Source organism: Flagellimonas eckloniae, assembly GCF_001413955.1.
GTDB lineage: Bacteria > Bacteroidota > Bacteroidia > Flavobacteriales > Flavobacteriaceae > Flagellimonas > Flagellimonas eckloniae.
In genome coordinates, this window is record NZ_LCTZ01000002.1 from 911,804 (window position 1) to 935,142 (window position 23,339).

Sequence of the window (23,339 nt, forward strand, 5' to 3'; positions counted from 1 at the left end):
TATAAAATTAACACATTCTGCTTTTACCTTGATGGCTTTAATGAAAACTTAACGCTTCTGTTTATGTTTGCAGTTATGGACAAAGAATTATGTCTTGGCTTTTATTCCACTCCTCCCCTTTGGACAAATACCCAATTTGGTATCCAACAGTTTGAATTCCCACAGCTCCAGTTGGGAGATTTTAAACCGAATTCCATCAATGAAAGTTTACGGCTCGGTCATCAAATGGAACATGTGTTTGAACAATTGATTTCATATTCTAAACATTGGGAAATTATTTCGAGAAATGTGTTAGTCGATAAGGGAAAAAATAGGATTGGTGAAATCGATTTTATTCTCGAAAATACTGAAATCAAAGAGGTTTACCATATAGAATTGGCTTATAAGTTCTATATTATTAACCCTGAAATATCGGAACCCATCCATCGCTTAATGGGACCGAATAAGAGAGATATGTTTTTCACCAAATTGGATAAGCTAAAAGGAAAACAATTCCCATTATTTTATGCTGAAGCGCTAAGAAGCAAACTACAAGATTTGAAAATACAATCTGATACAGTTAAACAGCAAGCTTGCTTTAAAACACAACTTTTTATCCCTTATGGAGACACTAATGTTTCAATACGTCCCTTAAACAAGAACTGTATACAAGGCAAGTGGATTAGGTTTGAGGATTTTAATTCAGAAGCATTCAAAACGTTTGGGTATTACATTCCTTTTAAAAGAGAATGGGTGATTGCTCCAACTGTAAATCGAAAATACAATACTCATTACGAAACCCTACTTGAAATAAACTTATGTATCATAAAGGAAAACTCACCAATGCTTTGGCTTAAAAAGCCAGATGGTGAAATCGAAAAACTATTTGTGGTTTGGTGGTCATAGAAATATAATAAATAGGTGAAACATTAGGAAAAGGTCAATGAAAAAAATAAAAAATAAAATATTTTCATCTAGATGCAACCTTTCAAAATATAGCTTGTCTTTAGATTATAATTGAATATATATGCTAAAGAACTTTACTGTATTTGTTTTATTTCTTGCATTGCTATGCTACAATTCACTATTAAAAGCTCAGGAAGAACCTAAAGATTACATAGAATTTAATGATCGTAAGAATGTAGTTCACGGGGTTTATTTAGGACTTAACGCACACTACGGAGAACTGAAAAATATACCCACCTATGGACTTGGTTTAAAAATGGCCTATGTTGCCAATCAACGGTTTGAAGTTGGTATTGCGACAACCTTTTTGATATCGGACCAAGAGTTCATTACAGTTGAGGATATTGATAACAGGCTTATAGGAGCTTATATAGGAGGGCATTTTGAACCTATTTTTTTTAGTAAAAAGAGGGTTAACTTATCTTTTCCTTTATTTCTTGGAGTGGGTGGGATTGGCTATACAACCTCAGGAGAAGATGATTTTGATGATGACTTTATAGATAAAGAGTTCGAGAACGTTAATACTATTTTCGTTATGGAACCAGGAGTAAATGCACTTTTCAACTTATCAAGATATATACAATTAGAAGCAGGTATTAAATACCGTTTCACAAATAAAATAGATTTGGCCACTAGCCCAATTAAAAGACTAAATGGCTTTTCCACAGGCGTTGGAGTAAAGGTGGGTATCTTTAATATGGGAAAAAATCGCTACAAAAAGAATATTTCTGAAAAAGAATAGTATAGTTGAAATTTTTAGTTGTGTCTCTCAATCAGAACCTTTTCAATATCGGTCAATTTATATCCTTTGGCTTGTAATAAAATTAGATAATGAAATAGTAAATCCGCGCTCTCGTTCAAGAAAAGGTCATCATTGTTGTCTTTGGCTTCTATTACCGTTTCAACAGCCTCTTCCCCTACCTTTTGTGCTATTTTATTTATTCCTTTCTTAAAAAGGGACGCTACATAACTATCAGGATTTTCCACATCTTCTTTTCGAGATGTAATAATATCCTCTAACGTAGAAAGAAACCCATAATCTTGAACATTTTCTTCTGACCAACATGTATCTGTTCCCGTATGACAGGTTGGGCCTTCAGGGTTTACTGTAATAAGCAAGGCATCATTGTCACAATCATTTTTAATAGTGACCAAGTGCAGGAAGTTCCCACTTTCTTCACCTTTTGTCCAAAGCCGATTTTTACTTCGGCTAAAAAAGGTGACTTTCTTGGTCTTTTGCGTTGCGTCCAAGGCTTCCTGATTCATGTACCCCAACATTAAAACGTTTTTAGTCGTGGCATCTTGAATTATTGCCGGCACCAATCCGTCAGTATTTTTAGTAAAGTCTATTTTCATTGCTATAGTCTAATAGGGATTCCCTCTTTTTTTAATTCTTCTTTTAAATCTGTTATTTCGATTTCCTTAAAATGAAAAATACTGGCAGCCAAAGCAGCATCGGCTTTTCCATAAGTAAAAGTATCTGTAAAATGTGAAATTGCTCCTGCACCACCCGAAGCTATAACGGGAATGTTAATAAGGGAGGACAATTTTGCCAATGCTTCGTTCGCAAATCCACCCTTTGTGCCATCATGATCCATAGAAGTGAAAAGAATTTCTCCCGCTCCTCGTTCCTCAACTTCCTTGGCCCATTCAAAAAGATCTATTTCCGTTGGAACTTTGCCCCCCACTAGATGTACTTTCCAGCTTCCATCTATCTGTTTTGCGTCAATGGCAACAACAATGCATTGTGAACCAAATTTAGCGACAAGTTCGTCAATCAACTCTGGTCGTTTTACAGCTGAAGAGTTAATAGAGACTTTGTCCGCTCCGTTGTGCAACAAAATATCCACATCTTCAACAGATGAGATTCCACCACCAACCGTGAATGGAATGTTTACTTTCTCTGCTACATGATACACTAAGTCCGCCAAAGTCTTTCTTCTTTCCTCAGTAGCTGAAATGTCCAAAAAAACCAGTTCATCAGCTCCTTCCCTCGCATATATCTCGGCCAGTTCAACTGGGTCACCGGCATCCCTCAAATCCACAAAGTTGATTCCTTTAACGGTTCTTCCATTTTTGATGTCTAAACAAGGGATTATTCTTTTTGTAAGCATTCAATTTTCATTTTTCACAGTGAGATCTATTCCGTCATAAAATCCTAAATCAGCATTGTTCAATAGTTTCGTCCACAAGGCTATTTGTCCTGTGTGATAGGAAAAATGTTCCACCACATGTACAATGTTGCCTATTCCTGAAAATTCAAAACCCTGAACCGATCGTTTCTTGGTAAACTCATCCTCTAGAGCATTGGAAAAACTCTGCTTTGCAGTTTCAACGGTTTCTGAAAGCTTTTGTAACAGTTCATCTTTGGAATACCCAGACAAGGTTTCAAATTCTTTATCTCGATTTCTATTGTCTTCCAAACCTTGTAACGATGCAATACCATACTGTGTGATATTACCACAGAGATGCAAAATCAAGTTTCCTATGCTATTGGTGGATGTATTAGGTTTCTTCCATATTACGCTTTCTTCAAGTTTATTCAGACAGATAGTAACCATGCGCAAACTTTCGTCCATGCGAAAGCAGGCATTCTGAATAAATTCATTCCTAAATGTGCTATCCTTGGTCATTTCCTAGAATATATTGTTCCAATTGTTTTAAACTGATTCTATTCTCATAAATGGCTTTACCAATTATGGTTCCCTCACAACCTAACTCGGCCAATTTAGGAAGTTCATCAAAACTAGATATTCCACCACTAGCAATCAAATTAATCCCGATCACCTCTTTGTCCTCCACTCCACTTCCGGTAACAAGAGTTTCTAGCTTTTTTGTTTTCGCCAATATTCGTTTGTAGAGCTCAAATGCGGGGCCTTCCAGCATGCCATCTTTACTGATATCCGTACAAACCACATATTTGATTCCTTTATTTTGATAGGATTTTATAAAAGGCAGCAAATCCTGATTGGACTCTTCCTGCCAGCCGGAAACAGCGACTTTTTCATCTTTAGCATCCGCTCCAAGAATTATTTTATCGGTTCCATAGGTTTTCAACCACCCCAAAAAAGTATCCTTATCCTTTACGGCAATACTTCCCCCTGTTATTTGACTAGCTCCACTTTCAAAGGCAACATGAAGGTCTTCATTGGTTTTTAACCCGCCGCCAAAATCAATCTTAAGATTGGTTTTTGTTGCAATCCCCTCCAATATTTTATGATTGACGATGTGCTTGGATTTTGCACCGTCTAAATCAACCAAATGCAGAAATTGGATTCCATGGCCCTCAAATTCCTTTGCAACTTCTGTAGGGTTTTCATTGTACACTTTCTTTGTACTGTAATCTCCCTTGGATAATCGCACACACTTACCTTCAATAATATCTATTGCTGGAATTATTCGCATACCTCTAGTTGTATTTTGCTATATCTTTTGCCATCCACATAGCGGAATCTCCTATCCTATTAAAACCATACGGTTCATACATGCCATGGGCGTCTTTAGTTTTTAATGCAATGGTTTGGACATTTTTAATAATTGGATGATTCAAAATATATTCTATCAACATTTTCCCAAGCCCTTTGCCTCTATATGCATCAAAAATAAGCACATCCATTATGTAGGCAAGAACCACTTTGTCCGTTAGCACCCGAGCAAAACCTACTTGTTCATTGGTCTTAGAATAGACCCCAAAACATATTGAATTTTCTACTGCAGATTTTGTCATTTCTAGAGTCCTATAATCTCCCCAGTACGATTCTTTAACTTCCTGATGTACCCTTTGTATATTTAGTTTGCTCTTTTCCGTTGATATATAAAACGCATCCTTCATTACAACTCTAAAAAGTTCTGTAAAATACGTTCACCAATAGCACTGCTTTTTTCTGGATGGAATTGGGTTCCATAGAAATTATCTTTTTGCAGTGCGGCACTATAAGACAAAGCGTATTCCGATTCTGCAATAGTTTCATCACCAAGAGGCGCATAATAACTATGCACCAAATAAATATGTGATTTCTCTGGAATGGCAGTAAACAAATCCGATTTCAAACTACTTATTTCATTCCATCCAATTTGTGGAACCTTTACAGATTTCGGAAACTTCACCACATCTAAATCAAATATCCCAAGTCCTTTCGTATTGCCTTCCTCAGAGGAATTACACATCAATTGCATTCCCAAGCAAATCCCTAAAACGGGTTGTTTTAATTGCGGTACAATTTTGTCCAAGCCACTCAATCTTAATTTTGACATTGCAGAACTGGCTTCCCCTACTCCTGGAAATATCACTTTGTCTGCATTTTGGATTTCTTCCACAGTATCACTTAAAATTGCTTCGTATCCCAAGCGCTGTATTGCAAACTTGATACTTTGAATATTTCCAGCACCATAGTTGATAATAACTATTTTCATTTATAAAACCCCCTTTGTAGATGGCAAAACCATCTTTTCAACATCTCGTTTTACTGCCATTTTAATTGACTTTGCAAATGCCTTGAAAATCGCTTCAATTTTATGATGTTCGTTTGTCCCCTCTGCTTTTATATTGAGATTGGCCTTGGCTCCATCCGAAAATGATTTGAAAAAGTGCATAAACATTTCAGTGGGCATGTCCCCAACTTTCTCACGTTTAAAATCTGCATCCCAGACCAACCAATTACGGCCACCAAAATCGATGGCAACTTGTGCCAAGCAATCATCCATGGGTAAACAGAAACCGTAGCGTTCTATGCCTAATTTATTTCCCAAAACTGTGGAAAACAACTCTCCCAAAGCAATGGCCGTATCCTCAATGGTATGGTGCTCATCTACTTCTAAATCTCCATCAACCTTTATTTCCAAATCCATTTGTCCATGCCTGGCGAGCTGATCCAGCATATGGTCGAAGAATGAAAGACCCGTGTCTATGTTGCTTTTTCCCGTACCATCAAGATTAAGTTTGATTTTGATGTCAGTTTCATTGGTTTTCCGTGAGATTTCGGAGACCCTAGATTCCAATTTCAAAAACTCATAAATCTTTTCCCAATCATTGTTCTCCAACGCAATGAAATCATCCAGTTCACCCCGTTTCACTGTAATCTCGTCAGTTCCCAGATTCGTTTCATCATTGATGAAAACACCCTTTGCTCCCAAGTTTTTTGCAAGCTCCATGTCGGTTAACCGATCTCCAAGGACAAATGAATTTTTTAAATCATATTCCTCCGTGAAATATTCAGTCAACAAACCGATACCTGGCTTTCGCGTATCTGCATTGTCTTTTGGAAAAGTTCGATCAATGAAAATTTTATCAAATACAACACCCTCATTTTCGAAGGATTTTAAAATGAAATTATGTACAGGCCAAAAGGTTTCCTCGGGAAAAACAGCTGTACCCAAACCGTCTTGATTGGTAATCATGACCAGTTCATAATCGAGTTCCTTTGCAATCTTCCCCAAGTAGGTAAATGCCTTGGGATAAAAAATCATTTTATCAAACGCATCTATCTGTTCATCAACAGTTTCTTTGATGATAGTTCCATCCCTATCTATAAAAAGTACTTTTTTCCCCATTAGTTCAGTTCTTTTAAAATAGCAATCAGTTTTTTATTTTCTTCTGGTGTACCAACCGTAAATCGTAATGTGTTTTCACATAAAGGCTGATTACTCCTGTTTCGAACAACTACATTGGCATCAAGCAGTTGTTGGTATCGTTTACTGGCATCATCTACTTTCACCAATACAAAGTTTGCGTCTGAAGAATAGATTTTTTCAATAAAAACCACCTCATTTAGCGCGTTGACCAATATTTTACGTTCGTTCAAAATTTGTGCGACCTCTTCCTGGACCAATGTATCATCCAATACTCTTTTTAGTGCTTGGTATTGCGTTAGTTGATTAACATTATATGGAGGCTTAATTTTGTTGAGAATGGTAATTATTTCTGCGGATGCATAGCATATTCCCAACCGGATACCTGCCATTCCGTAGGCTTTGGACAAGGTTTGGGTAACAATCAGGTTTGGATAGTTGTCCAAGACAGAAATCCAACTCTGGTTTTCAGAGAAATCTATGTAAGCTTCATCAATCACAACTAGACCGCTAAAGTTTTCCAGTAGTTCCTCTATATTTTTCCTTTGAAAGGCATTCCCTGTCGGATTGTTAGGTGAACAGATAAAAACAATTTTGGAATTTTTGTCAATCTTTTCCAAAATCTGTGGTACATCTGGTTCAAAATTTGAGGTCAACAAAACTTCCCTGTTCTCAATCGCATTGATTCCGGCCAATACCTTATACATACCATAGGTTGGCGGTAGGGTGATAATATTATCCTGATTTGGCTCGCAAAAGGCTCTAAAAATCAAATCCAAGACTTCATCACTGCCATTTCCCAACAAAATGTTTTGTTCAGGAATCTGTTTCTGTTCTGATAAAAGTGTTTTTAGACTGCGTTGTTGTGGGTCGGGATAGCGATTCAAACCATTTTCAAAAGGATTTTCATTGGCATCCAAAAAAATCATTTTAGACCCATCTGAAACGTACTCATCCCTTGCCGATGAGTACGGTTGTAAACCTTTTACAGTCTCCCTTACCAATTTATCTATGTTGAAAGCAGATGTCATTTTAAATTTTTTAATCGAATAGTAACGGCATTTTTGTGTGCATCCAGCCCTTCAGCTTCTGCCATTAGCTCAATTGCATTCCCAATACCCAATATACCTTCCTTACTGATTTTCTGAAATGTTATGCTCTTCATGAAACTATCAAGATTTACACCGCTATACTGTTTTGCATAGCCATTTGTCGGCAATGTATGATTGGTTCCCGAAGCATAGTCCCCGGCACTTTCTGGAGTATAATTTCCAATAAAAACCGAACCTGCATTAATTGTATTTTCAATGTAAAAATCTTCATTTTCAACACATACAATATAGTGTTCTGGACCATATTCATTAATCAAGTCAACTGCTTCCAGGTCGGTTTTAACCAAAATGAGTTTGCTATTTTCAATTGCTTTTTCAGCAATGGCCCTTCGTGGAAGTGCTTTTATTTGATTCTCAACCTCTAAAGCCACACTATTCAATAGTTTTTCTGAAGTTGAAACCAATATAACTTGACTGTCCGTTCCGTGTTCTGCCTGGCTCAATAAATCCGAAGCTACAAATGGCGGCTCGGCTGAATCATCAGCAACTACCAACAACTCACTAGGTCCAGCGGGTATATCAATGGCAATTCCATATTTGGTAGCCAATTGTTTTGCCACAGTTACATATTGATTGCCCGGTCCGAATATCTTGTAAACATTTGGGATGGTCTCCGTTCCAAAAGTCATTCCCGCTATGGCCTGAATGCCCCCAACTTTGAAGATTTGGGTCACACCACAAAGATTGGCAGTGTATAAAATTGTTGGATTGATTTTTCCAAACTCATCTGGAGGCGTACAAAGCACGATTTCTTTGCAACCTGCGATCTTAGCTGGAACGGCCAACATTAAAATTGTTGAAAACAAGGGTGCTGTACCTCCTGGAATGTACAGTCCAATTTTTTGAATGGCTCTTTTTTCTTGCCAACAGGAAACCCCTGGCATAGTTTCCAAGTTAACCCTGTCCGTTTTTTGCGCAGCGTGAAATTTTTCAATGTTCCCTTTCGCTAAAGCAATAGCTTGCTTCAATTCTTCTGCAACTTGATCGGAAGCTCTTTCAATTTCTTCTTTGGTGACTAAAAAAGAATCCAAGTTGACCTTATCAAATTTTTCGGTGTAATCCCTAACCGCAGAATCCCCCCGAGTTTTTATCTCCGTAAAAATCCGAGTAACAGTTTCTTCAATATCAGAAACGGTTTGGGTAGGTCGTTTTAATAACGACTCCCAATTTTCTTTATTTGGATATTTAATTTTCTGCATAGCTTTCAGAATCTTTTTTGGTAGTGATATCCTACCATTACATATCCTTGACTTTCCCAGAATCTTTGCCCAGATTCATTCTTTGTATAGCAGTTGAGTTCAGAACCGTTACAACCTATTGATTTGCCGTAATTGAAAATCCACTCCATTAACTGTTTTCCAATTCCCTTACCTTGATACTCACTTATAATATATACGTTATCTGGCTCGATATGCTTTCCAATATAGTATTTTGTCAATACCCATAAACCTGATATACCTATAAGTTTGGGACCGTGATAAACACCAATACATTTATACGCATTCTGAAACATGTTCTCTAAACGTTCTTTCAAAACTTCAACAGGAATAGAAGCATCCAGTTTTTCGAGGAACGGAACAATCTCATTCTGGTTTTGCTCTTCTATGAATTTTATATCATACATTTTACACTACCATTTTTTCAATTGGGCATACTAAAATTCCCTCAGCTCCAGCCAATTTTAACTCATCAATAACCTCCCAGAAAGTATTCTTTTTGATGACTGTATGTACTGAACTCCAACCTTCTTCGGCCAGTGGTAAAACTGTTGGACTTCGCATTCCAGGTAATAGAGCAATAATCTTCTCTAATTTATCATTAGGTGCATTCAACAAGACATATTTATTTTGTCTTGCCTGCAAAACTGATTTTATCCTAAATTGAAGTTTTTCCAGAATTTCCTTTCGTTCTTGGGAAATTTTTGGAGATACAGCCAATACCGCTTCACTCTCCAAAATCACTTCAACTTCTTTTAAATTGTTTTTAAAGAGTGTACTTCCACTTGAAACAATATCGCAAATACCATCAGCAAGTCCAATATTGGGCGCGATTTCTACCGACCCATTGATAATATGTAAGTCCGCAGTTACCCCTTTTGATTTTAGATAATCATTTACAGTGTTTGGGTAAGAGGTTGCAATACGTTTTCCTTCAAAATCCTTAACCGAGTTATACGTAATTCCTTTGGGTACGGCCAAGCAAACCCTGCATTTAGAAAAATTCAACTTCTCAGCTATGGAAATATCGTCACCTTTTTCTACCAAAACATTTTCCCCTAGAATAGCAATATCCACTACTCCATCTCTTAAATACTGAGGAATATCCCCATTTCTGAGGTATAAAACCTCTAAAGGGAAGTTACGGGCAGTAGCTTTTAGCTGGTCTTTTCCATTATCTATGGAAATCCCACAATCTTTTAAAATTGATAAGGAGTCTTGATTTAAACGCCCACTTTTTTGAACGGCAATTCTAATCTTAGTCATTTTATTAAATTTTGTTTGGAAACCAAATAGGTCCAAAAACAAAACCCGTTTGATTTCTCAAACGGGTTTAGAATATATTTTAAAAACAACAATACATTTCTATCTCGCTTGAGTGCAAGTATAAAAATGGTGATGATGTGTGTTTTTGTTTCTCATTTCGACTTCAAAAGTAGAATATATTTTTATATCAAAAAAGATTTATTTAGTTATTTCCCAAAATTAATGGTAAACCTGAATCTCCTGAACCAACAATGACAACTTTAGAATTTGGGGATTTAGAAAGCTCTAAGGTAGCATCTATTCCTTTGTCTTGAAGTATCTTATCTGTTAAAGAGGCACTTAAGATACGGTTTGCATCAGCTTTACCCTGTGCTTCAATACGTACTTTTTCAGCTTCTTTGGAGGCTGTTACTAATCTAAACTCATATTCTAAAGATTCTTGCTCTTGCTTTAATTTACGTTCAATAGCCTCTTTGATTGTTGGAGGTAAAGTAACATCCCTTACAAGCACTTCGTTCAATTGAATGTACTGACCATCCACAATTTTTTTGGTTTCTTCAAAAATTTCTTGTTGTATGGCATCTCTTTTACTGGAGTATAATTGTTCCGGTGTATAGCGCCCTACAACACTCCTAGCAGCAGAACGAATGGTAGGGAGTAAAACACGATCTACATAAGACTCGCCTTTTTCTTGATGCAATTTTCCTAAATCTCCATATTTTGGTTGAAACCATGCTGAAGCATCCAGCTTTATTTCCAATCCATTGGAAGAAAGCACTTGCATTTTTTCAAAAACCTCTTGCTGTCTAACTTCATAAACGTATACCTTGTTCCAGGGAGCCACTAAATGAAAACCTTCCCCTAGGGCAGGCTCATCCGTTACAACACCGCCTCCAAAGGTTTTGTACAAAACTCCCGCTTCACCTGATCCAATGGTAACCGCAGACTTTGAAATCAATATTATTGCGAAAATAATAACTGCCACTACGGGCAGTGCAATTTTTGGTAATCTATCCATTTTATTTATTTTATATTAATCCGTTATATTTTCTGACAATCCATTCCAATGCAAGGGTCAATGCAATAAAACCTAACAAGACCCTAAAATCGATTAAAGATACGACATTTTGCTTGCTCTTTTGAACAGGGACATACTGTTCGGATGTTGATAAAACCTCTATGAGCGAATCCAACGTATTTGGAAAGTAAACTTTTGCATTTGTGCTTTCTGCAAGCTGTTGTAGTTTTTTATGATTGGCTGAAATCAATTGTTTTTCAGGATTGAAATCCAATATTTTAAATGACCCTGATCTCTTTAGGTTTTCCTTTTGCGCAGTTACCTTAAAAGTATATTCTCCTGCTTCCAAATCACTTAAATCGGCTTCAAAAAAAGAACCTTTCAATAGCATTGGTGATTCTCTGGAAAAATTATTTCCTTGCCCCTTTACTTCAATATTAATGTTTGAATTTGGGTCAAAGACATAGCTTTCATCAAAATATGATGCCCTAACTTTTGCAACACTTGAATCATCATAGACAAAATCAAAATCCAATTCCAATCTACTCCTTTGGTTGTTGCTGGTTAAATAAATCATCAACCTACCAATAAAGTCGTCAAAACTCTTAAAGCTTTTACTATTACGATATACTTGAGCTCTCCATTTCCACAAGTTTTCTCCAAATAGAACGGCCTCCTTTTGTTTGTTTTCAGCAATAATTGTAAAAAGCGGTTTATCTAAAGTAATCCCTCTAATGTTCTGGAAAAGTATGGCCTCCGCATTTTTCTTGAGCGTGATATCTCCTAAATTGTTTTGCAGTGGAGGAAAATCCGTTACGCTGAAATCTGAAAGTCCAAAAATGTCAAAAGCATTGTTGAGAACGGGTAGTATTTCCTCACTTTGATTGAAGTTTTCTTTTGAAAAACTTTGCTGGGCATTGTTGACGAAGCCCCAATCTGTTTTTGTGCCCGTAATGGTAAAAGTACTCGGTTTTGTCTTGGAAAGGTAATTGTAAATGTTTCTGAATGTACGATCTGGCTGATACAGAATAAAGACATCGGTGTCCTCAAATCTATCAACGGAAACCGTTGGCTTTAAAATATTGACAGAGCGCTGTTCATTCACCTCAATTGATTTTTTTAGCGCGCCTATATCTGGGTGCAGTATATCAGAAACAATGGTGATATTGGTTTTTTCGTCAATAACCTCAATTGCAGTTTCCTTTTTATTGTTGAACTTATTTCTCTCGTTTGCTAATTCCTGAACTTCAATTTTTATTGATTTTATGCCTACACTTTCAGCTTCTAAAAGCGCGTTGATGGTTTTACTGTTCTCATTTGTGCCAAAGCTTACGTTTTCTCTATAAATGGATTTCCCGTTCATTGAAATGGTTACCATTTTTGAAACGGGTCTCGCGCCTTGATATAAAATGGTGGCCTCAATCGGAAACTTATTTTTAAGAAAGGCATACGTATTCGTATTTACCAGACCGATAGAAATATCTTCATACGCCGTAGTATCTCCAATAACAACTGGATTGACTGATAGTGTTTTACTTAGATCTAGGTAAGTGTAATCCCTTCCCAAAGTTTGGTTGCCATCCGTAAAAAGAACTACTGTATTGGAATTTGAGGAAAAAATTTCATCTGTCTTTAAAAGGGCATTGGCAATATCAGTATTCTTTTTCTGAAAACTGAGTGAGTCCGTTTCTACGATTTCAACACCAAATGCATACTGATGCATTGAAAAACGCTCATTGAGAGCTTCATTTTCAATTACTTTCATTACCTGCCCGGTCACCACAGCTTTCTCCGAAGACTCTTGCATAGAGAAAGAATCATCAACCAAAACAATGAGATTGCTTTTTTCTATGAAATATTCTTGTTTTGTAAACTTCGGATTTATCAGTATAAGAAGTGTGCAAAAAAGTGTCAAAAACCGAAGTCCGGCCAAAAAAGTTTTGAGTGTGCCTTTTCTTTGATTCTTATAAAAGTATTGATAAAATACGATGGTAAGGGCAACGATTGCTGCCAAGATAATAAGGAGTACCGTACGTATTTCCATTCATTTTAGGTTAGCATACCGCCATCAACGTTGATTACTTGACCAGTAACGTAAGCTGATAAATCTGAAGCCAGGTACAAACATGCATTGGCAACATCTTCAGGACTTCCGCCTCTTTTTAATGGAATGGCATCTCTCCAGCCCTGAACTGTTTTTTCATCCAATTTATCTGTCATCTCCGTTTCAATAAAACCAGGTGCTATGGCATTGCAACGAATATTTCTAGAGCCAAGTTCAAGGGCTACAGATTTGGTAAATCCAATCATACCGGCCTTGGAAGCAGCATAGTTTGTCTGTCCTGCATTTCCTTTTACCCCAACAACACTGCTCATATTTATGATGGATCCTTTGCGTTGTTTCAACAAGGTGCGCTGTACAGCTTTGGTCATATTAAAGACAGATTTTAAATTGATTTCTATCACTTTATCAAAATCTTCTTCGCCCATTCGCATCAGCAAATTGTCTTTCGTAATTCCTGCATTGTTGATGAGCACATCAATGCCATCAAAATCTTCCAATACTTTTGCAACCAACTCTTCTGACTCTGAAAAACTTGCAGCATTACTTTTATAAGCTTTTGCTTTTACGCCCAAATTGGTAAGTTCCTTTTCCAATTCAAGAGCCGGAGCTTCACTAGAGCTATAGGTGAAAGCCACATTGGCCCCATGTTGTCCAAATACCTGTGCTATCCCTCTTCCTATTCCTCTGCTTGCACCTGTAATAATTACATTTTTGCCTTCTAAAAGTTTCATGCTATTCCAAATTTATTCGAATGGTTGTTGACCAAATATAGTTTTTGTTTTACTTTTTGATGAAAAAAAATCCCGTATTACACGGGATTTACAATAGTTTTAACGATTGGTTACCCAATCACCTCTTTTACCTTTACACCTATTTTCGCTGGAGAATCCACAACGTGGATTCCACATTCGCTCATGATTCTTTTTTTAGCTTGCGCTGTATCATCACTACCTCCAACTATAGCACCTGCATGTCCCATGGTTCTCCCAGCGGGAGCAGTTTCACCAGCTATAAATCCTACAATGGGCTTTTTGCTTCCACTTTCTTTATACCATTTGGCTGCATCAGCCTCCAGTTGGCCACCAATCTCACCAATCATTACCACACATTCAGTCTCAGGATCATTAATTAGAAGTTCTACGGCTTCTTTTGTAGTTGTTCCAATAATTGGATCTCCACCAATTCCAATGGCAGTAGTAATTCCCAATCCTTGGCGCACTACCTGATCGGCAGCTTCATATGTCAATGTTCCAGATTTTGAAACAATACCCACATTTCCTTTTTTGAAAACAAATCCTGGCATGATTCCTACTTTTGCCTCTTCAGGTGTGATAACGCCTGGGCAGTTAGGACCTACAAGTGTACAGTCTAGGTTCTTAATGTAATCATTTGCCTTGACCATATCAGCAACAGGAATCCCTTCGGTAATCGTTATAATTACCTTAATGCCTGCACTTGCTGCTTCCATGATGGCGTCCGCTGCAAATGCTGGTGGTACAAAAATAATAGTCGTATCGGCACCAACATGTTTAACCGCATCTTCAACGGTATTGAAAACTGGCTTGCCCAAATGTTCCTGACCTCCTTTTCCAGGTGTAACACCACCAACTACGTTGGTTCCATACTCGATCATTTGACCAGCATGGAAAGTTCCTTCACTCCCTGTAAAACCTTGAACAATTATTTTTGAATCCTTATTTACTAGAACACTCATATTTTTTAATTATTTCGCTGGACAAAAGTATGGCTTTGCCCCTAAAATTTAAAGTAAATTTTGTGCTATTTCTGCTTAGCCTTCTTAAGCATTGATGGAATATTCTTTATTATGGCCAACTCTTTCATTTTTGCCCGGGCTTCCAAGGCCGGACTTCCAAAATATGTCTTGCCGCCTTCCAAACTGTTTGCAACTCCAGATTGTGCATAAACAACAGCGCCTTTACCAATGGTAATACCACTAATAACTCCAACCTGTCCCCATAAAGTGACTTCATCTTCAACAACCACACAACCAGCTATTCCTGTATGGGAAGCAATGAGACATTTTTTGCCAATCACGGTATCATGGCCTATTTGTATTTGATTATCGAGTTTTGTTCCTTCTCCAATGGTGGTATCACCGGTAACACCCCTATCTATGCTGCATGAAGCTCCTATGTCTACATTGTCCTTAATGACCACTCTACCTCCTGAAAGTAATTTGTCAAATCCTTCTGGTCTGTTTTTATAATAGAATGCGTCTGCCCCTAGTACCGTTCCGCTATGGATTGTCACGTTATTTCCAATTACGCAATTGTCATAGATGGTGACATTGGCATGAATGATACAATCCTTTCCAATATTCACATTATTGCCTATAAAGGTGTTAGGTTGTATTATGGTGCCTTCTCCAATTTTTGCTGTTGGTGCTATTGTGGTACTGGCACTCTGAAAGGGTTTGAAAAATTGGGTTAGTTTGTTGAAATCAGTGAAAGGATCTTGGGAAATAAGTAGTGCCTTACCCTCTGGACATTCTACTTGTTTGTTGATGAGAACCACCGTGGCTCTGGATTCCAATGCTTTATCATAATACTTTGGATGATCTACAAAAACTATATCCCCTTCCTCAACCACATGAATTTCATTCATTCCCAATACTGGAAAATCATCATTCCCAACATAACTGGAACCAATAATTTCTGAAATTTCCTTTAGGGTATACGATTTTGGGAATTTCATTACGGACTATTCTTTTATCCGTTCTAAGTAGGCTCCTTTTTCAGTATCCACTTTTATTTTATCCCCTTCATTGATAAACAATGGAACATTTACCCGAGCTCCAGTTTCAACCGTAGCGGGCTTTGTGGCATTGGTTGCAGTATTACCCTTAACTCCAGGTTCTGTGTGGGTTATTTCCAAAATAACACTTGCGGGCATATCAACAGATAGTGGCATACTGTCCTCAGTATTAAAAAGAATAGTCACAACCTCTCCTTCTTTTAAAAGGTCAGGTGCATCCAACGAACTTTTCTCCAATGTAATTTGATTGTAATCGTCTGTATTCATAAAATGAAACGTATCTCCTTCTGCATAGAGATACTGGTAAGATCTTGTCTCTACCCGTACATCATCTATTTTATGTCCTGCGGAAAATGTATTGTCTATTACTTTTCCCGTAGTAACACTTTTTAGCTTTGTTCGTACAAAAGCAGGTCCTTTACCTGGTTTTACATGAAGAAACTCAATTATCTTGAAAATATCATGATTGTATTTGATGCACAATCCTTTTCTAATATCTGAAGTACTTGCCATAATTTTAATTTGAACTGAAATAGCCTTTCATGATTCCTCTTTGCGAATCCCTAATAAATTGAAGGATTTCATCACGTTCCGGAGTTGCTTCCATTTCTGCCTCTATTATTGAAGCTGCTTGGGAGTTATTATAGTTTTTTTGATACAATATTCGATAAATGTTTTGGATCTCTCTTATTTTATTTGCCTCGAACCCTCTTCTTCGTAAACCTATTGAATTGATTCCAACGTAAGAAAGTGGCTCTCTTGCAGCTTTGACAAAGGGAGGTACATCCTTTCTTACCAAAGATCCACCCGTAACGAAAGCATGGTTTCCTATTGAAACAAATTGGTGCACAGCCACCATTCCGGCCAATACCACATTTTGTCCAATGGTAACATGACCTGCCAATGTAGAATCATTACTAAAGATACAACCGTCACCAACAAAACAGTCATGGGCAACGTGACAATAGGCCATAATCAAACAGTTATTGCCGATTACTGTTTTCATACGATCAGATGTACCTTTATTGATGGTGGCACATTCCCGTATGGTTGTATTGTTCCCTATATGAACCGTGGTCTCTTCTCCTTTATATTTTAAGTCTTGTGGCATTGCAGAGATGACTGCTCCCGGGAAAATGTTACAATTCTTTCCTATTCGGGCGCCTTCCATTATGGTAACATTGGAACCTATCCACGTACCCTGTCCAATTGTGACATTGTTGTGAATTGTAGTAAAAGGCTCAATCACCACATTTTTGGCAATTTTTGCTCCTGGATGGACATAAGCAAGTGGCTGATTCATTTAGTCGTTTTTGGTTTTTACAATTTGAGCCATTAATTCAGCTTCGGAGACCAATTTTCCGTTTGCATAGGCATATGCTTGCATATGACAAATTCCACGTCGAATAGGTGAAATCAAATCACATTTAAATATCAACGTATCTCCAGGAACTACTTGTTGTTTGAATTTGACATTATCTATCTTCATGAAAAAGGTAAGATAGTTTTCTGGGTCAGGAACTGTACTAAGAACCAAAATACCTCCAGTTTGTGCCATTGCCTCTACCTGTAGAACGCCAGGCATTACTGGAGCTCCTGGAAAATGACCCACAAAGAAAGGCTCATTCATAGTAACATTTTTAACGCCAACAACATGGGTATCTGAAAGTTCCAAGATTTTATCTACGAGCAAAAAAGGAGGTCTATGCGGCAACATATCCATGATTTGGGTAACATCCATCAGTGGAGTTTGATTCAAATCATAAGTTGGGACCTTATTCCTTTTTTCTATTTTAATTATTTTGGAAAGTTTCTTCGCAAATTGTGTGTTCACATAATGTCCCGGCTTATTGGCGATGACTTTACCTCTAATACGAGTACCTGCTAATGCCAAGTCGCCAACCACATCCAATAATTTATGGCGAGCCGCTTCATTGGGATAGTGCAATGTAAGATTGTCTAATATACCATTTGGCTTTACAGACAATTTTTCTTTATTGAAAGCTTTTTCGAGTTTTTTCATTGTGGATTCTGAAATCTCTTTGTCCACATAAACGATAGCATTATTAAGGTCCCCGCCTTTTATAAGTCCATGCTCCAATAGCATTTCCAACTCATGTAAAAAGCTAAAGGTACGCGCATCGGCTATATCAGTCTTAAAATTGGAAATTTGTTCCAAAGTAGCATTTTGAGTACCTAAAACCTTAGTTCCAAAATCGACCATTGTAGTTATCTGATACTCATCGGATGGGATTACGGTAATTTCGCTACCGGTAGCTTCATCCTTATAGGTAATCACATCTTTGACTATGTATTCTTCACGATTCTGTTCTTGTTCTACAATTCCTGCTTCTTCAAGGGCCTCAACAAAAAACTTTGAAGAACCGTCCATGATAGGAGGTTCTGGAGAATCCAATTCTATAAGAACATTATCAATGTCAAGGCCTACCAAGGCAGCAAGAACATGTTCTGAAGTTTGGATTTTTACGCCATTTTTTTCAAGATTGGTGCCACGTTGCGTGTTCACAACATAGTTGGCATCTGCCTCAATTATTGGTTCTCCTTCAAGGTCTACTCTTTTAAAGGCAAACCCATGATTTTCCTTAGCGGGAACAAAAGTCATCGTAACATTTTCTCCGGTATGTAACCCTACTCCTTCTAAGGTTACTTTTTTATTTATGGTTCGTTGTTTGATATTGGTCTTATTCACCTTCTACTTTTTTTTCAAGGTTGGTGATTGTATTTACCAACTTTGGTAAATTTTTAAAATGTACGTATGATTTATTATAGTCTCCGTAATTTAATGCCGGTGATCCTTGAAGAACCTCATCATCCTTAACGTTTCTTCCTATCCCTGACTGAGCTTGGATTCTCACTCTATCTCCAATTGTAATATGTCCAACAATACCAACTTGTCCGCCAATGAGGCAATATTTCCCTATTTTGGTGGAACCCGCAATTCCAGTTTGTGCCGCAATAGCAGTATGCTCTCCAATCTCTACATTATGGGCAATTTGTATTTGATTGTCTAATTTTACTCCCTTTCTCAAAATTGTTGAACCTAAAGTGGCTCTATCAATTGTTGTTCCGGCACCTACGTCTACGTTTTCTTCCAAGATAACATTTCCCGTTTGTGGCACCTTACTATATTCTCCCTTTTCATTTGGAGTAAAACCAAAACCATCAGCTCCAATTATTGCTCCACTATGAATTACACATGTCTCTCCAACTATTGATTCCGAATATATCTTTGCTCCTGCATATACAATTACATTATTGCCAATGGTTACATTGTCTCCAATATATACGTTAGGGTAAATTTTCACATTCTCCCCTATTTTCACATTATCTCCCAAATAAGAAAAAGCTCCAAGATAAAATCCATCTCCATATGAAGCACTTTCCGAAATAAAAGTTGGATTTTCAATACCAGACTTATTGTTCTTTACTTGGTTATAATACTCCAATAACTTTGAAAAAGACTTATAGGCATCCTCTACCTTTATTAATGTAGTGGATAAATCTTGTTCAGGAATAAAATCCCTATTAACAATGGTAATGGAAGCTTTAGTAGAGTAAATAAAAGAGGTGTACTTTGGGTTCGCCAAGAAAGTCAGAGATCCTTTTTCACCTTCTTCAATTTTAGATAGTTTGTGAACAGCAATCTGAGGATTTCCCTCAACTTCTCCCTCTAAAAGTCCGGCAATTTGGGTGGCGGTAAATTTCATTGCAGCAAAAGTAACAAAATTTGTTAAACGGGTTCTTTTGGATAACAGCTATAATATTTTGTTACCGTTTTAGAAAGTGCTTTTAAACTAAGTTGGTCAGACTCTTTAAGCACATCAGTAACTTTTCCATTTTTTTTGAGAATATTAATGGCTTGATGGTTTTCATTGTATGCCTTGTTGGAGATTTCTCCTTTGAATACAAAGTAGGAAGCTTCCTCAGCTGTTATCCCATATACTTGGGTTGTCGTTTTTAGTCTTTCAGCCGACCAACGGGCGTCTATAGGGGTATTTTTAATATTTACGTTTAACAATGTTCTATTTAAAAGCATCTTGCACATTTTAGAAAGCACAAAATCATCATAAAACTGCCAGGATTTTAATGCTCCTAGAATATCAATATCATCCAAAAGAGAGAATCTTTTTAAAATTTGAGAATCAAAATTAGCTTTGGTATTATTCTTCAAGAAGAATAGAAAATCTCGGCTTCCATCCAATTCTTTTCCATCTAATATCAACTCTCTGGCCCTCCTCATGATACGAACCAATAATTGTTCGGCAACAAGTCCCGTTTTATGCAGATATACCTGCCAGTACATAAACCTACGCGCCATTAAAAATTTCTCAACCGCATAGATTCCTTTTTCTTCAATCACCAAATTCCCATCAACCACATTCAACATTGAAATGAGGCGTTCCGAATTTATGTTTCCCTCAGTAACCCCAGAATAAAAACTATCACGCTTTAAATAATCCAATCGGTCCATATCCAATTGACTGGATACTAATTGATTCATAAAAGGTTTGGAATATTTTCCCCTGAAAATGGCAATTGCGGTATCAAGCTGACCATTGAATTCTTTATTCAATTTAACCATAAACTCCAGAGAAATTTCTTCATGGCTTAAATCTGATATTATGAACCCTTCCAAGGCATGTGAAAAAGGACCATGGCCAATATCATGCAGTAAGATAGCACAAAGGAGGCCTGTTTCTTCTTCTGAAGTAATCTCAATATTTTTCCACCTGAGGGTTTGAATTGCCTTTGTCATTAGATGCATGCTACCGAGCGCATGGTGAAATCTTGTATGGTGGGCCCCAGGATAAACAAGATAGGACATACCCATCTGCGAAATTCGGCGTAGTCTTTGAAAGTACGGGTGAGCTATAAGACTAAAAATAAGTTCATTTGGTGTTCCAATAAAACCGTAAATTGGATCGTTAAAAACTTTAAGCTTATTGGTTTGGGCCAAGGAAGTTTGTTTTAATTATACAAAGATAACTACTATATGAACAAGATCACTATTCTATGGGTCGATGATGAAATCGACCTATTAAAACCCCATATCCTTTTTCTGGAAAACAAAAACTATGAAGTAGTTACTAGTCAAAGTGGTCAAGATGCATTGGAGGAGATAAAAAATACATTTTTTGATATTGTTTTTTTGGATGAGAACATGCCGGGAATTTCTGGACTGGAAACTTTGACTGAAATTAAAAAACATGATGCTTCCATCCCAGTGGTAATGATTACCAAAAGTGAGGAAGAATATATAATGGACGAGGCCATTGGCTCTAAAATTGCAGATTATTTAATTAAGCCAGTAAATCCAAATCAAATATTATTGTCCTTAAAGAAGAGCTTGGACAACTCCCGGCTTGTGTCTGAAAAAACCACATCAAACTACCAACAGGAATTTCGAAAAATCGCCATGGATTTATCTATGGTAAATAGTCAAGAAGAATGGGCCGAACTTTATAAGAAGCTAATTTATTGGGAACTTCAACTGGAAGAAATTGAAGATTCAGGTATGTTTGAAATTTTGGAATCACAAAAGGTAGAAGCCAATTCTCAGTTCAGCAAGTTTGTGGATAAAAATTACAGTGAATGGTTTCAGGAGAGTGACCCACCCGTAATGTCCCATACTCTTTTCAGAAAAAAGATTCAACCAGAATTAGTAGGAAATAAGACATTGTTGATTGTTATCGATAATCTTCGGTACGACCAATGGTTGGCTTTTGAAGAGACCCTGGCTGTACATTATAAGAAAAAACAAGAATCATCCTATTATAGCATTCTACCAACGGCTACCCAGTATGCCCGAAATGCAATTTTTTCTGGCTTGATGCCCTTGGATATGGAAAAACAACATCCTGATTGGTGGAAAAATGATACAGATGAAGGAGGTAAAAATCTTTTTGAAGCTGAATTTTTGGGAGCCCAGTTAAAACGACTTGGGTTGGATTTAAAATGGGAGTATCATAAAATTAGTAACCTTCGCCAGGGAAAACAATTGGCCCAGAATTTTAGATTACAAAAAGATAATGACCTTACCGTACTTGTATATAATTTTGTGGACATGCTTTCACATTCAAAAACAGAGATGGAGGTAATCAAGGAATTGGCATCCAACGATAAGGCGTATCGTTCGCTTACACTGAGTTGGTTTAAAAATTCACCGCTTCTGGAGATTATCCAACAAGCACAAAATATGGGCATGAAATTGATATTAACCACAGATCACGGCACCATAAACGTAAAACAGCCTTCTAAAGTTATAGGTGACAGAGAAACAAGTCTTAATCTAAGATATAAAACCGGTAGAAGTCTTACTTATGAGGACAAGGATGTTCTGGCAACCAAAAACCCACAAAGCATCCACTTGCCAAATATCAATTTAAGTAGTAGTTATATTTTTGCGAAGAATGATTTGTTTTTCGCGTATCCCAATAATTACAACCATTATGTTGGATACTATAGAAATACCTATCAGCATGGAGGTGTCTCCCTTGAAGAAATGATAGTTCCTTTTATAGTTTTAGATGCAAAATAGAATGTTGTGAAAAAAATATTTCGATTAGAAGACCTCCCCAGCATTTCTAAAAGTATCCTCAAAGCTTCAGACAGTAAAATCCTTTGTTTTTATGGTGATATGGGGGCAGGAAAGACAACTTTGATAAAAGAAATCGTAAAAGAGCTTGGGGGTATTGACTTGGCTAACAGCCCCACTTTTGGTTTGGTGAACGAATATCACGATGAAAATGATAATCTACTTGCCTACCATTTTGATTTTTATCGAATTGAAAATGAAGGGGAAGCTCTGGATTTAGGGCTGGAGGATTATTTTAATTCCAACGCCTGGTTATTTGTGGAGTGGCCTGAAAATATCAAATCATTACTGCCTGAAGATGCTGTATTTATTTACTTACAGTTTATCGATGAAAACACCCGCTCAATCGATTTTAGTCTTGATTGACTTTATTAAAACATATCTTTTCCAAAGTTTCGATGAACAGCAAATCTGTCGATTAAAAGCTCCCTTTTTGGGATTAAAAGCAATTTTTATCGATGAAATGCAAGGTAGGTAAGGAAAATTTCCTACATTTGTTCTTGAAATGAATTCATTTATTAACCAAAAACTCTTTTACGATGAACACTAAAAGACTATTTTTTGGATTATTGGCTGTTGCTTTTTTGGCGATGACTGCGGTATCAACTAATGTTGTAGATATCGATGAGGACCAAAAAACCAGCATCAGAAAAGATAGATTAAAAAAATTATAATTTTTAATCTAATCTACTTTTAAAATCCCTTTGTTTTGGCAAAGGGATTTTTTTTACAATAATTTTAGGATTTCTGAGTTATG

Annotated in this window: 26 protein-coding genes; 5 read left to right on the forward strand and 21 right to left on the reverse strand. The window is 37.0% G+C overall.

Annotation, left to right across the window (positions count from 1 at the left end; all coding sequences use genetic code 11):
* Window positions 1-75 precede the first annotated feature (75 nt).
* Both AAY42_RS04020 and AAY42_RS04025 read left to right on the forward strand, forming a co-directional pair.
* Window positions 76-885, forward strand: a complete 810-nt coding sequence (locus AAY42_RS04020) for a DUF1853 family protein (protein WP_175288723.1) — start codon at window positions 76-78, stop codon at window positions 883-885.
* Window positions 886-1,006: 121 nt separating this feature from the next.
* Complete coding sequence (locus AAY42_RS04025) at window positions 1,007-1,687, forward strand: hypothetical protein (RefSeq protein WP_055392706.1); 681 nt, start codon at window positions 1,007-1,009, stop codon at window positions 1,685-1,687.
* Between the two features lie 14 nt (window positions 1,688-1,701).
* Here the strand turns inward: AAY42_RS04025 and hisIE are convergent, their stop codons facing one another.
* The 21 genes from hisIE to AAY42_RS04130 all read right to left on the reverse strand — a co-directional run bounded on the left by hisIE (window position 1,702) and on the right by AAY42_RS04130 (window position 20,944).
* Complete coding sequence (gene hisIE, locus AAY42_RS04030; protein WP_055392707.1) at window positions 1,702-2,301, reverse strand: bifunctional phosphoribosyl-AMP cyclohydrolase/phosphoribosyl-ATP diphosphatase HisIE; 600 nt, start codon at window positions 2,299-2,301, stop codon at window positions 1,702-1,704.
* Between the two features lie 2 nt (window positions 2,302-2,303).
* Window positions 2,304-3,059, reverse strand: a complete 756-nt coding sequence (hisF, locus tag AAY42_RS04035; RefSeq protein ID WP_055392708.1) for an imidazole glycerol phosphate synthase subunit HisF — start codon at window positions 3,057-3,059, stop codon at window positions 2,304-2,306.
* Entirely contained in the window at window positions 3,060-3,578 is a 519-nt protein-coding gene (locus AAY42_RS04040; protein ID WP_055392709.1) for a DinB family protein, read from the reverse strand.
* Window positions 3,565-4,350, reverse strand: a complete 786-nt coding sequence (hisA, locus tag AAY42_RS04045; RefSeq protein WP_055392710.1) for a 1-(5-phosphoribosyl)-5-[(5-phosphoribosylamino)methylideneamino]imidazole-4-carboxamide isomerase — start codon at window positions 4,348-4,350, stop codon at window positions 3,565-3,567. The genes AAY42_RS04040 and hisA overlap by 14 nt, the downstream gene beginning before the upstream one ends.
* Window positions 4,351-4,354: 4 nt before the next feature.
* Window positions 4,355-4,777, reverse strand: a complete 423-nt coding sequence (locus tag AAY42_RS04050; protein WP_055392711.1) for a GNAT family N-acetyltransferase — start codon at window positions 4,775-4,777, stop codon at window positions 4,355-4,357.
* A complete protein-coding gene (hisH, locus tag AAY42_RS04055; RefSeq protein ID WP_055392712.1) occupies window positions 4,777-5,358 on the reverse strand; it encodes an imidazole glycerol phosphate synthase subunit HisH in 582 nt (193 codons plus the stop codon). The genes AAY42_RS04050 and hisH overlap by 1 nt, the downstream gene beginning before the upstream one ends.
* Window positions 5,359-6,495: a bifunctional histidinol-phosphatase/imidazoleglycerol-phosphate dehydratase HisB gene (gene hisB / locus AAY42_RS04060; RefSeq protein WP_055392713.1), complete on the reverse strand. Its 1,137-nt coding sequence runs from the start codon at window positions 6,493-6,495 to the stop codon at window positions 5,359-5,361. It abuts the gene before it with no gap.
* A complete protein-coding gene (gene hisC, locus AAY42_RS04065) occupies window positions 6,495-7,544 on the reverse strand; it encodes a histidinol-phosphate transaminase (RefSeq protein WP_055392714.1) in 1,050 nt (349 codons plus the stop codon). The genes hisB and hisC overlap by 1 nt, the downstream gene beginning before the upstream one ends.
* Window positions 7,541-8,824 (reverse strand): histidinol dehydrogenase, encoded by a 1,284-nt coding sequence (gene hisD / locus AAY42_RS04070; RefSeq protein WP_055392715.1) that lies wholly within the window; start codon window positions 8,822-8,824, stop codon window positions 7,541-7,543. The genes hisC and hisD overlap by 4 nt, the downstream gene beginning before the upstream one ends.
* Before the next feature lie 5 nt (window positions 8,825-8,829).
* On the reverse strand, window positions 8,830-9,249 hold the full coding sequence (locus AAY42_RS04075; RefSeq protein ID WP_055392716.1) for a GNAT family N-acetyltransferase: 420 nt from the start codon (window positions 9,247-9,249) through the stop codon (window positions 8,830-8,832).
* A 1-nt stretch (window position 9,250) separates the two neighbouring features.
* Complete coding sequence (gene hisG / locus AAY42_RS04080) at window positions 9,251-10,108, reverse strand: ATP phosphoribosyltransferase (protein ID WP_055392717.1); 858 nt, start codon at window positions 10,106-10,108, stop codon at window positions 9,251-9,253.
* Window positions 10,109-10,310: 202 nt separating this feature from the next.
* Window positions 10,311-11,126 carry a prohibitin family protein gene (locus AAY42_RS04085; RefSeq protein ID WP_055392718.1) on the reverse strand — a complete coding sequence of 272 codons (816 nt, stop codon included), beginning with the start codon at window positions 11,124-11,126 and terminating at the stop codon, window positions 10,311-10,313.
* Between the two features lie 10 nt (window positions 11,127-11,136).
* Window positions 11,137-13,170 (reverse strand): hypothetical protein, encoded by a 2,034-nt coding sequence (locus tag AAY42_RS04090; protein ID WP_055392719.1) that lies wholly within the window; start codon window positions 13,168-13,170, stop codon window positions 11,137-11,139.
* A gap of 5 nt (window positions 13,171-13,175) precedes the next feature.
* Window positions 13,176-13,922, reverse strand: coding sequence for a 3-oxoacyl-[acyl-carrier-protein] reductase (fabG, locus tag AAY42_RS04095; protein ID WP_055392720.1), 747 nt, complete (start codon window positions 13,920-13,922; stop codon window positions 13,176-13,178).
* Between the two features lie 110 nt (window positions 13,923-14,032).
* The gene (gene sucD, locus AAY42_RS04100) at window positions 14,033-14,905 is read right to left on the reverse strand and encodes a succinate--CoA ligase subunit alpha (protein WP_055392721.1); all 873 of its coding nucleotides are present in this window, start codon (window positions 14,903-14,905) and stop codon (window positions 14,033-14,035) included.
* A 65-nt stretch (window positions 14,906-14,970) separates the two neighbouring features.
* Window positions 14,971-15,906: a UDP-3-O-(3-hydroxymyristoyl)glucosamine N-acyltransferase gene (locus tag AAY42_RS04105; protein WP_055392722.1), complete on the reverse strand. Its 936-nt coding sequence runs from the start codon at window positions 15,904-15,906 to the stop codon at window positions 14,971-14,973.
* A 6-nt stretch (window positions 15,907-15,912) separates the two neighbouring features.
* Window positions 15,913-16,479: an elongation factor P gene (efp, locus tag AAY42_RS04110; protein ID WP_055392723.1), complete on the reverse strand. Its 567-nt coding sequence runs from the start codon at window positions 16,477-16,479 to the stop codon at window positions 15,913-15,915.
* A 4-nt stretch (window positions 16,480-16,483) separates the two neighbouring features.
* On the reverse strand, window positions 16,484-17,269 hold the full coding sequence (lpxA, locus tag AAY42_RS04115) for an acyl-ACP--UDP-N-acetylglucosamine O-acyltransferase (protein WP_055392724.1): 786 nt from the start codon (window positions 17,267-17,269) through the stop codon (window positions 16,484-16,486).
* On the reverse strand, window positions 17,270-18,676 hold the full coding sequence (locus tag AAY42_RS04120) for a bifunctional UDP-3-O-[3-hydroxymyristoyl] N-acetylglucosamine deacetylase/3-hydroxyacyl-ACP dehydratase (protein WP_055392725.1): 1,407 nt from the start codon (window positions 18,674-18,676) through the stop codon (window positions 17,270-17,272). It lies immediately after the preceding gene.
* Window positions 18,669-19,694, reverse strand: a complete 1,026-nt coding sequence (lpxD, locus tag AAY42_RS04125; RefSeq protein ID WP_055392726.1) for a UDP-3-O-(3-hydroxymyristoyl)glucosamine N-acyltransferase — start codon at window positions 19,692-19,694, stop codon at window positions 18,669-18,671. The genes AAY42_RS04120 and lpxD overlap by 8 nt, the downstream gene beginning before the upstream one ends.
* Window positions 19,695-19,717: 23 nt before the next feature.
* Window positions 19,718-20,944: an HD domain-containing protein gene (locus AAY42_RS04130; RefSeq protein ID WP_055392727.1), complete on the reverse strand. Its 1,227-nt coding sequence runs from the start codon at window positions 20,942-20,944 to the stop codon at window positions 19,718-19,720.
* A 36-nt stretch (window positions 20,945-20,980) separates the two neighbouring features.
* On the opposite strand from AAY42_RS04130, the gene porX reads away from it, so the two are divergent.
* The 3 genes from porX (at window position 20,981) to AAY42_RS18545 (ending at window position 23,256) form a co-directional block, all read left to right on the forward strand.
* Complete coding sequence (gene porX, locus AAY42_RS04135) at window positions 20,981-22,525, forward strand: T9SS response regulator signal transducer PorX (protein WP_055392728.1); 1,545 nt, start codon at window positions 20,981-20,983, stop codon at window positions 22,523-22,525.
* 6 nt (window positions 22,526-22,531) lie between these two features.
* Window positions 22,532-22,948, forward strand: a complete 417-nt coding sequence (tsaE, locus tag AAY42_RS04140) for a tRNA (adenosine(37)-N6)-threonylcarbamoyltransferase complex ATPase subunit type 1 TsaE (RefSeq protein WP_055392729.1) — start codon at window positions 22,532-22,534, stop codon at window positions 22,946-22,948.
* 173 nt (window positions 22,949-23,121) lie between these two features.
* A complete protein-coding gene (locus AAY42_RS18545) occupies window positions 23,122-23,256 on the forward strand; it encodes a hypothetical protein (RefSeq protein WP_262491950.1) in 135 nt (44 codons plus the stop codon).
* Window positions 23,257-23,339 lie beyond the last annotated feature (83 nt).